This is a genomic window from Ignicoccus islandicus DSM 13165, assembly GCF_001481685.1.
GTDB classification, from domain to species: domain Archaea; phylum Thermoproteota; class Thermoprotei_A; order Sulfolobales; family Ignicoccaceae; genus Ignicoccus; species Ignicoccus islandicus.
Genome location: NZ_CP006867.1, coordinates 638,745 through 653,489 on the forward strand (window position 1 = coordinate 638,745; position 14,745 = coordinate 653,489).

At 42.8% G+C, this 14,745-nt stretch carries 15 protein-coding genes and 3 tRNA genes; 12 read left to right on the forward strand and 6 right to left on the reverse strand.

The genetic code is table 11. From position 1 onward, the window contains the following. Positions 1 to 56: 56 nt before the first annotated feature. Positions 57 to 608, reverse strand: coding sequence for a GNAT family N-acetyltransferase (locus EYM_RS03635; protein WP_236943436.1), 552 nt, complete (start codon positions 606 to 608; stop codon positions 57 to 59). Between the two features lie 107 nt (positions 609 to 715). Here EYM_RS03635 and coaBC point away from each other — a divergent pair, with 107 nt between their 5' ends. The 6 genes from coaBC to EYM_RS03665 all read left to right on the forward strand — a co-directional run bounded on the left by coaBC (position 716) and on the right by EYM_RS03665 (position 5,339). Beyond that, positions 716 to 1,876 (forward strand): bifunctional phosphopantothenoylcysteine decarboxylase/phosphopantothenate--cysteine ligase CoaBC, encoded by a 1,161-nt coding sequence (coaBC, locus tag EYM_RS03640; RefSeq protein WP_075050607.1) that lies wholly within the window; start codon positions 716 to 718, stop codon positions 1,874 to 1,876. After that, positions 1,842 to 2,663, forward strand: a complete 822-nt coding sequence (locus tag EYM_RS03645) for a hypothetical protein (protein ID WP_075049726.1) — start codon at positions 1,842 to 1,844, stop codon at positions 2,661 to 2,663. Before coaBC ends, EYM_RS03645 begins: the two co-directional genes overlap by 35 nt. 15 nt (positions 2,664 to 2,678) lie before the next feature. Next, positions 2,679 to 3,428 carry a 50S ribosomal protein L2 gene (locus tag EYM_RS03650; protein ID WP_075049727.1) on the forward strand — a complete coding sequence of 250 codons (750 nt, stop codon included), beginning with the start codon at positions 2,679 to 2,681 and terminating at the stop codon, positions 3,426 to 3,428. Positions 3,429 to 3,488: 60 nt separating this feature from the next. Then, positions 3,489 to 3,576, forward strand: a tRNA-Ser gene (locus EYM_RS03655). A gap of 135 nt (positions 3,577 to 3,711) precedes the next feature. Then, positions 3,712 to 4,275 carry a methanogen output domain 1-containing protein gene (locus EYM_RS03660; protein WP_075049728.1) on the forward strand — a complete coding sequence of 188 codons (564 nt, stop codon included), beginning with the start codon at positions 3,712 to 3,714 and terminating at the stop codon, positions 4,273 to 4,275. A gap of 62 nt (positions 4,276 to 4,337) precedes the next feature. Then, complete coding sequence (locus EYM_RS03665; protein WP_075049729.1) at positions 4,338 to 5,339, forward strand: DHHA1 domain-containing protein; 1,002 nt, start codon at positions 4,338 to 4,340, stop codon at positions 5,337 to 5,339. Here the strand turns inward: EYM_RS03665 and EYM_RS03670 are convergent, their stop codons facing one another. Next, positions 5,340 to 5,759, reverse strand: a complete 420-nt coding sequence (locus tag EYM_RS03670) for a GIY-YIG nuclease family protein (protein WP_075049730.1) — start codon at positions 5,757 to 5,759, stop codon at positions 5,340 to 5,342. It abuts the gene before it with no gap. Positions 5,760 to 5,923: 164 nt separating this feature from the next. Here EYM_RS03670 and hcp point away from each other — a divergent pair, with 164 nt between their 5' ends. Together hcp and EYM_RS03680 are read left to right on the forward strand one after the other, a co-directional pair. After that, on the forward strand, positions 5,924 to 7,237 hold the full coding sequence (gene hcp / locus EYM_RS03675; RefSeq protein WP_075050608.1) for a hydroxylamine reductase: 1,314 nt from the start codon (positions 5,924 to 5,926) through the stop codon (positions 7,235 to 7,237). Between the two features lie 139 nt (positions 7,238 to 7,376). Next, positions 7,377 to 7,571: a hypothetical protein gene (locus EYM_RS03680; protein ID WP_157058753.1), complete on the forward strand. Its 195-nt coding sequence runs from the start codon at positions 7,377 to 7,379 to the stop codon at positions 7,569 to 7,571. Here the strand turns inward: EYM_RS03680 and EYM_RS03685 are convergent. Next, the gene (locus EYM_RS03685; protein ID WP_075049732.1) at positions 7,557 to 8,162 is read right to left on the reverse strand and encodes a phosphoribosylanthranilate isomerase; all 606 of its coding nucleotides are present in this window, start codon (positions 8,160 to 8,162) and stop codon (positions 7,557 to 7,559) included. The two genes, EYM_RS03680 and EYM_RS03685, sit on opposite strands and share 15 nt — an antisense overlap. Positions 8,163 to 8,245: 83 nt before the next feature. Here EYM_RS03685 and EYM_RS03690 point away from each other — a divergent pair, with 83 nt between their 5' ends. Beyond that, positions 8,246 to 9,592, forward strand: coding sequence for an APC family permease (locus tag EYM_RS03690; protein WP_075049733.1), 1,347 nt, complete (start codon positions 8,246 to 8,248; stop codon positions 9,590 to 9,592). Here EYM_RS03690 and EYM_RS03695 read toward each other — a convergent pair. Both EYM_RS03695 and EYM_RS03700 read right to left on the reverse strand, forming a co-directional pair. Then, a complete protein-coding gene (locus EYM_RS03695; protein ID WP_075049734.1) occupies positions 9,577 to 11,553 on the reverse strand; it encodes a beta-CASP ribonuclease aCPSF1 in 1,977 nt (658 codons plus the stop codon). The genes EYM_RS03690 and EYM_RS03695 overlap by 16 nt on opposite strands. A 13-nt stretch (positions 11,554 to 11,566) precedes the next feature. Then, complete coding sequence (locus tag EYM_RS03700) at positions 11,567 to 12,049, reverse strand: hypothetical protein (protein WP_075049735.1); 483 nt, start codon at positions 12,047 to 12,049, stop codon at positions 11,567 to 11,569. A 24-nt stretch (positions 12,050 to 12,073) separates the two neighbouring features. Between EYM_RS03700 and EYM_RS03705 the strand changes: the two genes are divergently transcribed. Together EYM_RS03705 and EYM_RS03710 are read left to right on the forward strand one after the other, a co-directional pair. Continuing rightward, the gene (locus tag EYM_RS03705; RefSeq protein ID WP_075049736.1) at positions 12,074 to 12,580 is read left to right on the forward strand and encodes a MogA/MoaB family molybdenum cofactor biosynthesis protein; all 507 of its coding nucleotides are present in this window, start codon (positions 12,074 to 12,076) and stop codon (positions 12,578 to 12,580) included. Between the two features lie 34 nt (positions 12,581 to 12,614). Beyond that, positions 12,615 to 12,692: transfer RNA gene (locus EYM_RS03710), tRNA-Glu, on the forward strand. A gap of 314 nt (positions 12,693 to 13,006) precedes the next feature. On the opposite strand, the gene EYM_RS03715 is transcribed toward EYM_RS03710, so the two are convergent. Further along, positions 13,007 to 13,096, reverse strand: a tRNA-Lys gene (locus EYM_RS03715). A gap of 96 nt (positions 13,097 to 13,192) precedes the next feature. Here EYM_RS03715 and EYM_RS03720 point away from each other — a divergent pair. Continuing rightward, positions 13,193 to 14,740 (forward strand): ABC-ATPase domain-containing protein, encoded by a 1,548-nt coding sequence (locus EYM_RS03720; protein WP_157058754.1) that lies wholly within the window; start codon positions 13,193 to 13,195, stop codon positions 14,738 to 14,740. Positions 14,741 to 14,745 lie beyond the last annotated feature (5 nt).

A 14,745-nucleotide genomic window follows, 5' to 3' on the forward strand; every position in this document is an offset into this window, starting at 1 on the left:
GTTGTCTAACCCTACCTTCGCCCTAGAAGCAACTCTTTAGTTTTATCCTTAACTACTCAAAAACATTTCCTTATCATTAAATAAGCGTCTTCACCATCCATATAGTAGAATTTAAGTGTGGTAAAAATTTCGAATCCAAACTTCTTGTAGAGATTCTGTGCTCGGGTATTAGAGACCCTAACTTCCAAACATATTATCCTAAATACCTCTTCGGACGTAATGCTACCTTTTGAGCAGTGATCAATCAAAGCCCCGAGCAGTTTAGAACCTATTCCTCTGCCTTGGTATTCTCGTTTAACAGCTATCGAGAGTAAGTGGATGACTGAGTCATGCGGAATCCCTAATCTATGTGCAACGTCTATAGGACACGTTATAACACCTCTCTCCGCCATTAAGTAACCAACTATTTCTCCATTAAGCTCGGCCACCAAAAACAAGTCCGGGTTCTTGTACAGTACCCATTCGAAGAAACTATAAGGATAGTTCTCTGGTAGTTCCCTCCTATTAATTGCGACAACTGCCGGTAGGTCTTCTCTCGTTGCTCTTCTAACTACAATGCCCCTTTCAACTACAGTCATTTTCGCCCATCCCTTAACGTACCACTTCAATAGATTAGCGCGTTTGAAGATTATTTTAAATCGTTACTAGATTGAAAGGGTAGTGGAAGGCCGTGCATCCGGTCGAAGAGATTAGAGGTAGTAAATGGAATTCGTTGATGGGAAAATGTATACTTTTGGGTGTGAGTTACAGCGTAGCTCTATATAAGGCGATTGATTTAGCTAGGGAGTTGATAAAGCGTGGTGCAAACGTTAAAGTTGTAATGACTCAAGAAGCCTCTAGGGTAATTTCTCCGGAAATCTTTCATTGGGCCACAGGAAACGATGTCGTCTATAAACTTAGTGGAGAAACTGAACATGTTACTCTATCAAGGGAATGCGATTCAATGGTAATATATCCAGCAACGTTAAACGTAGTATCGAAGCTCGCCTATGGAATAACGGACGATCCAGTAACCTTAACTGCAGTGAACTTTATCGGGTACTCCAAATACGTACTAGTGTTCCCAGTAATGCATAGATCCATGTATGATTCACCACAGTACTCCAATACGCTTAATATGTTAAAAAACATTGAAAACATTGTTCTTATTGAACCCGTCCTAGAGGATGGAAGAGTTAAGATATTAGATCCGCTAGAATCGGCTAATATAATTGAAAGCGTGACTTTACGTGGTAGAGATTTAAATGGCGTTAGGGCCTTAGTGACTGCCGGTCCTACTAGAGAGTACGTAGACAAGATACGCTTCATATCTAATCCGAGTAGCGGTAAGATGGGTGCAGCCATAGCATGGGAATTGTTTTCAAGAGGTGCTGAGGTATATGTTGTGAGAGGCCCATCGTTTGCCTCGTTCCCCCCTCAAGTCCAGATATATGACGTTGAAACAACTGAGGAAATGGCTGAGGTTGTAAAAGACATCGGGGAGGTAGATCTGGCATTCTTCGCGGCAGCTCCAGCTGATTACAAGCCAGCTGAAACCTTCCCAGGGAAAATAGATTCCAAGACTGAAATCGAGATTAAGCTATTACCTACACCTAAAGTCGCGAAAGTTAGCGCTGCAAAGAGGAAAGTTGGATTTACGGCAGTAGTGGGAGAGGACATAATAGATGTTGCACTTACGAAAATGAATTCATACGGCTTCGATATGATCGTTGCCAATAAAGTTGATCGAAAGGACATAGGCTTTACCTCTGATATGAACGAAGTATACATTATTAGGAAAGATAAAACTATAAGACACGTTCCTAAGCTCCCTAAACTACTGGTCGCAAGGGCAATTGTGGATGAAAGCAAGGACTTGCTTCGAAATTCCGATTAACGTTAGTGGTATTTGGAAACCCGTTTATACGCCATCACCGATAAGCACGGGTTCTTTAGGAGCTGGTATTATACTACGTCCTGGTGTTATATGCTGTCCTTCAATAAAACCGTTTCCAGTACTTCCTCATCATAGATTCTTCAAACGTAAAGTTCTCTGTAAGTTTAAAATACCTCTAGGCAAAGGCTTCTCTACCTCGGCCGTTTACTCCCTAGCCCACGCACTACTAAACTTCAGTCAATTCACTAGCGCGGTATCTAAGGCGCACGAAGTAGAGGTCATTATGAGAACTGGTTTGGGTGACGTGATGGCGATATCTTACGGATACGGATTAGCTATTAGAATTAAGGCCGGTGGGCCAGGATGGGGTCGAGTATTATCTATACGAGAACGAGCCCGACCCGTAATCATTGGTGTACTTCCTAAGAGTTCATGGAAAGATACGCCATCGATGTTATCATCGATATCAGACTATAGTTTCTTTGAGAAACTTTGGGAGGAGTTATTGGAAGAACGTGACCTATCAACTTTTTTAGGTGTTTCTAGAAAGTTTTCCGAACATCTCGGAGCATATCCACGAGAACTAGGCTTTGTAAATGAAATCGAAGGAGTTATTGGAAGTTACGCTAAGAAATCAATTTTCGTTATTGTTCTAGAGAATTGGAGCGTCTATGAGGACGTGAAGTCTAAGGTTGAGAACTTCTTTGAAAAATTATACTCCTTTGAGATTACGTCCTCCGGTCTTATACCCCTCAATCACAATTTAATACTTCACCAAGAAGTGTAGGCGGGGTAGACGCAAATGGGTAAGAGGCTTAGACAACAGCGCCATGGTAGAGGAACGCCCCAATGGATGAACAGAGGACACCTCAGAGTAGCACCGGCAAGGTACCCCTACCTCGATCCCACCAAGACCTACGAGGGAGTAATCTTAGAAATGAGACATGACCCTGGTAGGTGGGTCCCGCTAGCTAGAGTAGTGATACCCGGGGTTTCTGAATTCTGGATACCAGCCGGTGAAGGAATGTACGTTGGTCAAAAGGTAAAGATAGGACCCGACGCCGAACCTATTAACGGGAACATACTTCCCCTCTCCAATATACCGGAAGGTATGCAAGTATTCAATATTGAACTTAGGCCAGGCGATGGTGGCAAGCTAGTTAGGGCCGGTGGAACTTACGCTTTGGTAGTAGGTAAAAGCGGGAACAAGGTAATTGTTCAACTGCCTAGCGGCAAGGTGAAGCAAATAGACGGTAGGTGCAGAGCAACTATCGGAATCGTTGCTGGAGCTGGCAGAACGGAGAAACCATTACTCAAAGCTGGAAACAGTTACTATAAGTGGAAGGCCAAAGCGAAGAAGTGGCCTATAGTTAGAGGAGTTGCCATGAACGCGGTGAACCACCCCCACGGTGGTGGTAGCCACCAGAGTCCAAGCTTCCCCACAACTAGAGCCAGAGAAGCTCCACCGGGCCAGAAAGTTGGCCATATTGCAGCGAGATGTACTGGTAGAGGATGTAAGCAAGCCAAAGCGAAGTACTTTAAGATGGGTTGAAGTGAAACTTGAAATGGTAAGGATTAATTTTTTAAATCTCACATGGAACCTATCCCTGGAGCCGGGGTCGCCTAGCCTGGTTAGGGCGCCGGCCTGCTAAGCCGGTGGGGGAAACCCCGCGCGGGTTCAAATCCCGCCCCCGGCGCCATCCGTTCTCTACCTCTCTCGCGAATTGACTCGCTTGTTTGTCCGATTAGATGCCCAAAAATCAATGGTTTCGTTTAATTACCTACTTACTAAATCACTTCAGACTTAAATGGACTAGATAGAGGGGGTAAAGGATATGCCTGAAAATTCTAATTCTAGAGACAAAGGTATTAGGATTGATAACGTTGATATTGAAACAGTAGCGAAAGCCTTCGCGAACTTCAGTGAAAAATTCCTATTTGACATACTACCAGAGGAGTTGAGCAAGTACATTGGGGAGGGTGCATCAGTAGCACTTATTTACAATATAGTTAAGAAAGGTGCTAAAGAAACGCTAGGTGAAGAAATAAAGAAAGTGATGGAAATAAAAGGTCTCGAAGACGCTTTGAAGGCTTGCTATCTACCCTATGCGTTAGTCGGAATGGATTTTGAACATGAAGAAGAGAAAGTTTCCGATAACGAGGTCATTGTTAAAGTTACTAAGTGTCCCCACTTCAAGTATACTAAGACCAAACCGTTTGCATGTGTTGCATGTGCGGCCGTGAAAGCTGGTATAATAGAAGACTTACGAGGAAAACCTGTACAAGTGATACTGAAGAAGAGGAAGGTGGGCAGTACTAATCCTAAGATAGTTATTGAAATAAAGAAACACATGCCCTCCGGAGATGAATATTGCGAATTCCACGTTAAGGAAATGTAAAATGCACGAATATTACTCTATATTATCTATATAATTTAAGCTTTACCCGAGGCTGAATGCGAATGATACTCAAGCATCGTAAAAGGCCTGTAAAGAGAGAGAAAGTCGTTGTTGTACATCACAATGACTTCGACGGTATCATGGGTGCGGTAGCGCTCTATAGGTATCATTCGTCGTCCGAGTTTAAGGCGATTGGTTCATCTAGAAGGAACTTCCTAAAGAATTTCAAGAAAGCCGTAAAGGAGAAACCCAATGTGCTCTACGTAGTTGATATAGGACCAAATGAAAGCGAAATACCTATGCTAAGGGACTTACTCACTGGGAAGAACTTTAAGTTAATTTGGATGGATCATCATAAATGGACCGACGAAGTCCTCAAGTCCGTGAACGAGCTCGCAGATGAGGTAGTTTACGATAGAAGTACATGCGGTGCCGGATTAGCTGCTAGATACGTAGAATCTAAAGGCTATAGCCTATGCAATTGTTGTAAGGAACTCGTCGATTTGAGTTGCGATATAGACTTATGGATAAGGTCTGATCCACGAAGCGAGAAAATGAGCTTGGCCTTAGGGAACTTGAGATGGCGTGGATTTCTAGTAGATAAGCTATGGAAGTGTATTGGATGGGATAGAGATTGGGAGGACGCCTATAGGGAGGTATTGGAATATATGAACAAAGTATTAGATAGAGGCTTAAACAAGAAAGTCGAGTTACAAGTAAACGGGATCAAGGCAATAGTCATACCAATAACGCGGAAGGAAATAGCTCTGGTTTCTTTCTTGGCCGAAGAGTTGAGGAAGAGAGCGCATTACGATGTAATAGTTTTCGTAAGCGATGTAGGGAGCGTTCATATGAGGAGGGGAAGCGAAACAATAGACTTAAGCGAACTTGCTAGAAAGTTGGGCGGTGGTGGACATCCGGCGGCGGCAGGCGCGAGCCTCAATTACACCTTCATAGATAAACTTATTCACAAGCTTTTCTTAAAGCCTAGAAGAATTGAAGAAATAGAGAAAGCACTTAAGGAAGTACTCAAAGAATCAAATGTGACGGAACGTACAGTGTAGCTAGTCTTCATTCTCACTACATCGCAATTTGCTCAAAGCGGTACCCTTTATCCAAACTTTAGAGAGAACGCCTAACTCATTTACTTTAAAGAGATGGGTGACATGGTTCGGTTTATCTGTAGAACCGAATTTAGGTATAGCAACTTCCATATTCTCAATAGCCAGATTGTAGAGATCGTCTTCAGTTAAGCAAGGGAAAAGGAAAGCTAATAACGGATTACTGATTGGGGCAAGGTAATCGATGTGCCAATGAGGTTTCTTGAATGTTTTCAATAGGTGACGTTTAACTCTACTATAGAGACCTCCACTTCCCCATGCCGAGCCTATGTAGACGTATAGACCCTCCTGAAGGCGCCACTTCTCATTGTATTCCCTTTCGATTTCCAAAACGAGCATGTAAGCTCCGCGCACGTATCTCATTCGATCCCTTATCCACTTAAACAGACTTTATGGATAGTATATTTTGCTCACGGCAACTCCTAACTGTTTCAATTCAATTCATGAATTGAACTCAATATTAGAATTGAAAATTTTAATTCGTAATTTGAGGTATCGAGGAGAAAACCTTGACTGTGAGTCTTGCAATGAGATGTGATCAATGCGCTATGAGCCTTCCCGGCGGATGCACCTCTAGGGGAGTTTGCGGAAAGGACCCTGATCTAAATTCTCTCCAAGAAGCATTAATATATGGACTTAAAGGTACGGCTGCATACTATTATCACGCGCTCGAGCACGGTTATAAAGATAGCGAGATAGATGAATTTCTTGCGAAAGCTCTATATACTACCCTAACCAACGTTAATTTCAATAAAGAACATTTCATACAATTCATTCTAGAAGCTGGTAAAATACACCTTAAAGCCATGGAATTGCTCGATAAAGCCTACGTCGAAACGTACGGTCAACCGAAACCTACTGAAGTGCCCACAGGAACTGAAGAAGGTCACGGAATACTGGTTACCGGACACTCTTACAAGGCGATCTATGAACTCCTTAAGCAGATAAAAGAGAAGGGCTTAGAGAACGAAATAAATGTGTATACGCATTCCGAAATGTTGCCGGCGCACTCTTATCCTGTACTCAAGGGTTTCGGTAATTTGTGCTGTAATTGGGGAGGTAGTTGGGTCTATCAACTAAAGGAGTTCTCGCAATTCCCTGGACCAATTGTAGGGACATCTAACTGCGTCCAAGAGCCCTTGCCTACCTATGCTGATAGAATGTTTACAGTTAGCGTAGCTGGATTGGAGAACGCGAAACACATCAACGATTTCGACTTCTCACCAGTGATAAAGAAGGCACTGGAAACTAAGAAGTTGGAGAAAAGAGAAAACGGTAAGATCGTCACGGGCTTTCATCATACTAACGTACTCCCGTTAATGGACAAAGTAATCGACTTGATCCACGAGGGCAAGATAAGGCACGTCTTCGTTATAGGTGGTTGCGATCTACCGAACAGTAAAATGAGTTACTACGAGGAATTAACCAGTTTGGTTCCTAAGGATAGCATAATTTTAAGTGCGGCATGTGCCAAGTTTAGGTATAATGCCAAGGATTACGGTTACATAGAAGGTATACCGAGATTCATGGACTTCGGTCAATGCAATAACGTATATTCGATAATAGTCTTAGCAGCTGAATTATCCAAGAGGTTGGGTAAGGATCTTAACCAGCTACCAGTTAGCATTGTCCTTAGCTGGATGGAACAGAAGGCTGTTGGAATACTTTACACGCTGCTCTATTTAGGAATAAGGGGGATATACATAGGACCCGTTCTTCCTCAGTTCTTCACAAGCAATATAGCAGAAGAGTTCGTAAAGCGCTTCGACTTAAGGTTAGTCAGTGATCCTAAGAGCGACCTAAAGCAAATGCTCTCAAAGGGTATAACTGTCGGTAACTAAACATTGAAGCTAAGTATTTACTCAATACGATTCCAATGAGACACAGTAGTTCGCGTTATCTCATCATCCGAACTATTTTTATTACGGGAGCTATTTGGTAATTTACACTTTAAACCGAATAGTAAATTGTCTCCGATTTTTGAATGAGAGAGATGCGATTTTAGCTAGCTATCCTGGCACGGTCCTATCACTTGATGAGATTGGTGGACTGTACGTCTTAAGCGTGGAAGTCTGCAGTAGTTATCACATTAAGTTGTTTAAGTCGAATTTGCGCAAGGCTGGCTTTAAGAAGCTTAGTAAGAAGGTAATTGTTAAGTGTTCAAAGAAGCTCTAGTCCAATAACCTTTTCAGCGAACATCCTCATTAAGACCGGATCCTTCTTTCCAGGTTTGGACTCTATTCCACTGCTCACGTCAACTAAGTCCACGTTTAATTCCTTTAATATGGATAAGTTTTCTACCCTTAAGCCACCGGCAACGCCCAATAACGGTGGGGAAAGGAATTTAAACCATGTGGTCAGTGTTACCTTACTATTATGATTCTTCACATCTATGAGTAAGTATTCGATGTCTCTAATTTTGTTCAACGTCCATCCTTCTTGAGAGTTTACTGCTAGAGCTATACCTATATCGTAGTTGCTTAATAGGTGACGCCATTTTTCGTAACTTTCAGGTTCTGCCCAGTGAAGTTGAACAATATCAACGCTGCTACCTAATATCACGTCAATGTTAGGTTCCTTGCGCGAGTCAATTACACCTACGATCTTCACGTGTCTCGGAATAATTGAAGCTATATCTCTAACAATCTGAGGGTTTACTAACCGGGGCGATTTAGCATCTATTATAAATCCCAGGTATAGAGCACCGACCTCGACAGCCAATAACGCGTCCTCCTCGTTAGTCAAACCGCAAATCTTTAGCAACATTTCCTTATGTCACACCTAGGAAGACTTCTCGTTAATCACCTAAAAATAGTCCTTTCCAGTAGACGTTCACGGGCCTCTTAAGTATGGAAAAACAAGAGAAACTGAGTTTAATAGATGCAGTAGCTCTCGGAGTTGGTATTATAATAGGTGCATCTATATTCTCGCTTATAGGGGTAGATATACAAATAGCGGGAAGGAACCTACCAGAAGCCTTCCTTCTTTCGGGTATAGTGGCTCTTGGGATAGCATATTCGTATGCGAAACTAGGAACAATAATAACGTCTAATGCAGGTCCGATTGAATACGCTCTTCATGCATTTGGAGATAACGTATTCATAGGATTCCTAGCGACAATCTACTGGATAAGCTACGTGGTTTCAATAGCGCTGTTCGCATTTACGTTTTCGAGTTATTTACTCGGAGCGTTGGGATTAGAAAAGAACTGGTTACTACACTCTGTAACGAATGCAACGATAATATCGATTTTTACGGCCCTTAACTTCAAGGGAGCCAAGTCCGTAGGAAATGCCGAAACAGTACTCGTCTTTTTGAAGCTGTTTATATTATTCTTACTAATAACTGCTGGATTGGTTGCTTTAAAGGTTGAGAAGCTAGTGCCCGATTTGAGTCAAGAAGGATTGAGGAAGCTAGTTACTGCAGCTACTCTAACTCTTCTAAGTTACGCTGGGTTCGGTGTTATAACTAACGCTTCAGAAAACATTGAAAATCCTAAAAGGAACGTACCTTTAGCTATTTACCTAAGCTTGCTAATATCCCTCATAGTCTACTTACTAATCTCGATCGTAGCTGTAGGCGCTACGGAGATCGGAAACGTGGTAAAATATAAGGATTACGCTCTAGCGGTAATAGCTCGACCCTTATTGGGCGATTTAGGGTTCTATCTAGTAAGTTTCGGAGCTCTCGTCTCGACGTTATCAGCTTTAAACTCGGCCCTCTATGGTGGGGCCAACGTCGCTTACGCGTTAGCTAAGAAAGGCGAACTACCAAGAGTTTTTGAGAGAAAGGTCTGGTTCGGTGAACCAGAGGGACTCTTCATTACTGCTATTTTAGGTTTCTTACTATCGGTATCGTTGAATATCGAAGGTATAGCTGAGCTTACTACCTTCTCAATAATTATCGTATACTTAGCAGTAATAGCTTCTCACTGGAAGTTGAGGAAGTACACCAATGGAAACTCGTTTATTATTTCACTATCAATAATCGCAGTGAGCCTTATGTCTGCTAACCTACTGTACTATACGTACATTACGAACGAGAAAGCCTTCTGGACCTCTGTAGTAGCTATTTTGGCCTCGGTTGCGTTTGAAATAGTATATCGTGGGTTCACTGGGAGAGGATTCTCTAAGAGAGCGAGCGAATGGTATAGAAGAGCTAGAGGAATAAGGAAATCCAATCACAAGTCCTCTTGACGAAACACCAAGCTCTCCCTTATCTTTGGCGTATAGACTTCTGAGTCTGAAGGCAAGCCCAACCTTCTGCTATTCCTTTTGATGGCTTTAGCTAGACCTTCTATCCTACTTGCTTCGCCGTGATTCAGAACTATATTTCTCGGTTTGGGACTTAGTGTCTTGAGCCAATTCAATAACTCGCTTCTCGAGCTATGACCAGAGAAACCTTCTACCGAGTATACGTGGAGCTTCACGTCTATTGGTACGGAGATCCCACCTTCTTGGAGCCATACTCTATTATATCCCTCTTTCAATTGTCTTCCTAGTGTCCCAGCTGCTTGATAAGCTACGAACACGAGAGAGTGACGAGGATCTTCAGCCATTTCCTTAAAGTAGTCGAGTGCCGGACCACCAGTGAGCATACCTGAAGTAGCAATTATAACGCCCGGATCGCCCTTTATTACGTCTTTTCTATCAACATCGTTCTTCCCTACAGTTTCGACGGATTCGTCCAAGAAGGGATTCTCGCCTTTAAGTATTTGGTCCTTTATCTTCTTCGAAAGCCACTCTGGGTACGTAGCGTGGATTGCGGTCACTTCGTAAACCATACCATCTAAGTATATTTTTGGTTTAGAACCGTCCGGAAGCTTTAGTAATCCGTTCTTAATTGCATCTAGGAGAACTAATAGTATTTCTTGGCCTCTCCCTATTGCTAATACTGGTATGAGTACCTTGCCCCCTCTTTCGAAGGTTTTCTTTATTATATCTATAAGCATCCTTTCGGAAAGTTCTCTAGGCGGTAAGTCCTCGGTACCATAAGTACTTTCCATGATAACCGTCTCAATCCTCGTAAACTTGTCGTTGGCTTTTTCTAGTAATCTCGTATTTGCATACTTCATGTCTCCCGTATAAAGGATGTTGTAGAACCCTTCCCCGATATGTAAATGGGCCATTGCGCTTCCTAGTATGTGGCCGGCAGGATAGAAGGTCAACTTCACGTCTGGAGCGATGTCCGTTACTTCTGCATAGTTTATGGTGATGGTCCTTAGTAACATATCGGTTACATCTAGCATACTAAAGGGAGGTAATCGTCCTTGTTTTTGAGCCACCTCTATGTAATCTTTCAACATCAGGTACATGAGATCCCTAGTAGGGGGCGTTACGTATACCGGACCTCTATATCCATACTTATATAGTAATGGAACTAATCCGCAATGATCCATGTGAGCATGCGTCACCACTACCGCATCTAATTCCTCTAAATCCAAGCCCTCGATACGCGGGAAGTGTTTCAAGGGATCGTATGAGCTTAAGTTAACGCCGAAGTCCAGCAATATCTTCGATTCCCTAGTTTCTACAAGTATAGCAGACCTACCAACCTCCATGAAGCCACCGAACGCAGTTACCCTCACGTGATTCTCATCGGACTTGAATAGGAGTGGCCTATGTATTCTCAGTCCAATATCTTTAAGTATTTCCAACCTTTCCTTCGCAGCAGCTCTATATATGCTTCTTACTTCATCTATTGCTGCTGACTGGAGAGGAGGTTCTCTAATTACTACAGGCTTCCATCCAGTTTCTGCTAGTAGTTGTCTTTGTCTTTGACCGCCCTTACCAACTACGTACCCCGGTTTAGGAGTAATTATGTAGACTTCACCAGTTGTTGGTTCGAAATCTATCTTAGATACGTTTTCGTGGCCTAAAATTTCTATTATCTTTTCCCTAGCTACGTCCCGAGGGAGTCTTTTGTCTTCAGAAGATTTTATTAGAATTCTCTTTCTCAGCTTCCTAGCTGCGTCTTTTATTATTTGGGGATTCTCGTATATTGGTAAGAGGTTAGTTACGTAAATAGCTATGGAAGGTCCTTCGTATTCTATCTTTTGTATACCTAAATCATCTGGGAGGACTTCATATACTTCTCTTAAAAGTTTTTCTCTCGGATCAACAACGTTTCTCCGTCTATCCGTCTTGGTATTACTCATGAGCCTAACACCTCTACTCTATGAGGTATCTCTTAAGTAGTATGGGTATGAGCCAAGGTTCCGAGCTCCCCTTCCTTCTCGGAGGTGCACTTAGCTGAGAGAACTTCTTACAGACCACCTCTAGCGGACATTCGCCGCACTGCTTATTACACGTGGATCTATAAGTTTTCAATCCTTCATATATTCTCCAGAGCACGTAACCTATTTCCTTCTCTACTTCGGAAAGCTCGTGATTTACGAGCTCTTTTTCAATACCATTTGAAGACTCCAAGTCCCTTTTCAAAGCATCACGGAGCTGCAGTAACTTCGAATACCATCCGAACAAGGACAAGATGTATGATGGTGTGACATCGGTTAATGACGCCTCGTTTACGTTATCGTTACCGAACGTCTCAGCGTCAGTATCTATAATTTCTAGATCATCTTCAGCAAACTCTTCCTCGTCATCAACTTTTTCCTCAGTGATATCGACGTGTTCTTCAATGTCTTCGATCATTAGTTATTCACCGGGTGACATTGAATGCACGAACACGAGGCTTTCGGACCCAAAAAAGCTAAAGTTTCTATAGTTGTAGTCTCAGATAAGGTATTTAAAGGTTTAAGGAAGGACGAAAGCGGTTTATATGCTCGTGAAAGAGTTTCAAAGGAACACGAAGTAGTATATTTCTCAGTGATACCTAATTCGCAAGAAGACATTTTAAATGAACTTCAAAAAGCGAAGGAGACTGGTTCCGATGTACTAATTTTCATCGGAGGGAGTGGTCTCGGTCCGAACGATTTAACAGTAGACGTTGTTTCGAAATATGGAAAGGAAGTGCCGGGCTTTGGTGAAATATTCCGTTTGGAAACATATAGGAAACGAGGTCCCATTGCTATTCTTACGAGAGCCGGTATGTGGATAGTTGATAGCACGATCGTTGTCGTAACCCCTGGTTCTAAAGATGCAGTAAGTACTGCTCTAGACGTTCTCCTACCAGTTTTGCGCCATCTAATTGCCGAAGTAAGGGGATTGAGACACAATAAGTAAAATTTTTAAATCCCTAAGACCACTCCCTCACGGAGCCGCCGTAGTATAGTCCGGCCAAGTATGCGGGCCTCTCAAGCCCGTGACCCGGGTTCAAATCCCGGCGGCGGCACCAATCCACGCTCACTAAGAGCATATTCTTACCTTTTCTAACAATTACCTCCCAACTCTTACGAAGACCCCCAGGATTAATCTCGATACACCGTTAATTCATAATATGTTTTTATATTCAGTGTCGCTGTACCTTATCAATAGACAGCAATAGAATCGAATAAGAATAAGTTTAAATGTGAAGATTAAATAGCGGAACAGTACTAAATAGATTGTGCATGTACACGAAACTTGAGATAGGATGAACTATATGATTGTATTCCTTCCATTCGCTATATAATAATTAATAAGAAGAGATATAGGAGCCCCGAGGCGGGGTGGCGGGCCCGCCGGGATTTGAACCCGGGACCAACGGGTTTCTTCCATAGGTTAAAAGCCCGCCGCTCTGCCTGGCTGAGCTACGGGCCCACGACACCATTCATAGGCCTTCTAAGATAGTTAATAAATTTTGGTGGAAAGGAGCAATGGGATAGAGCGATTAGGAGCGAACTACCTGAAAATTTGATGAAGATTTTAATGAGGATGGATGGAAGGGGTTACAAGAGTTACAAACTGCTTCTTAAAGAGAGATATAAGATTGGTAGAATTAACCTGAGCTTTAGGAAAATTCAATCCGATCCGTTCGCCCCACCAAGCGTATTGGAAATAGTTACTCCGAACACGCTGAAAGGGTACCCTCAAGTCGCTTTAGAGGATTTACTTCATAGAGTTCTCTATAAGAACTTAAGGAAAGTCTCAAAAAAGAGAGGTGAGGGGAGAAGCGGTGAAGCCTCAGTACCTCGTCCGAGTAATTCTATTCTAAAGAGAAGTTCTGTAAAGGTAACTGATGAAAATATTGCCGTTAGAATTAACGTAGGATTGCCTTCCCGAAGAAGACGAATTCTCGCTACTGAGGCCATTGAACTCATCGAAAGCGTTCTCAAGGCGTTTAATTCGAGCCTAAGCGATCTAAAAGGTTCCATCGAAGAACACTCGAAAGTATACCTAGTATTCAACGAAATAAGGAACAAATTAGGAAGATTGAAATTAGTTGCCTTTGTAGGGAACGGTTCTATCTTACCGAGGGCATGCCATTACTGCGAAGAACCGTTAAAGGGTGCGGTACCATTCGAAAGTCCCACCTCCATGAAGGTAGAAATAGAGACTAAATTCGGAGTTTTCGAAGGGATGGGTGTACCCAAGGGCGTTACGACGGTCATAGGACCGGCTTTCCATGGAAAAACGACGCTTCTAGAAGCGCTTGCGAAAAGCATCTGGCCCCACGTTAAAGGGGATGGTAGAGAATTAGTTGTGACTTCAAAGGACTTCGTTTACGTTCGCTCGGAAGACGGAAGGGTAGTTAAGTGCGTTGACGTAAGGTCATTCATTGAGCTTCCAAATAGCGATTGCTTCACCACTCTTGACGCTTCCGGTGCAACCAGCGTAGCTGCTTCCTTTCAGGAGGCTGTAGAGGTCGGCTCTAACGTTATTGCTATAGATGAAGATTACACTGCAACGAACTTCCTCTTTTTAGATCCTATAATAGGAAAATTGTATCGTACAAGAACAATAAGAACCCTTTCGGAACAACTTTCCTCAATAAAGGATAAGGGAATAAGCGTTTTATTGATAGCCAATGCCTCATCCCAAGTTTTGGTCCAGTCAGATAAAGTGATCTACATGGAAAACTACTCGCCGGAAGACTTAACGGAACGGGTCAAGAACGAAATCGATGTTAACGTCAACGCAATCGAGTACTCGAAACCTTCTTCACGCATAATCGAGTACGTACCCCCTAAGAAGTTGAAGAGGAGGGGCCTCGAGATAATTTCCCCAGGCTGGAGCGCTCCCTTGGACTTTCACACTAATCCACATATAGTAGAAGAAGCTCAAGTCGAGTTCATTGCAAAGTTCCTCTCTAAGAAATTTAGCGGTAAATTAAGCGAACTAGACCTACCGCATCCTTGGGACCTCTGCGTAACTCCCAATTGCAGCGAGGTCAGGACTTACGAAATAGCTTACGCACTTAACAGATGTGAAGGCATTAGAGTAATGAAACTCACTAACATTTAAGGGAA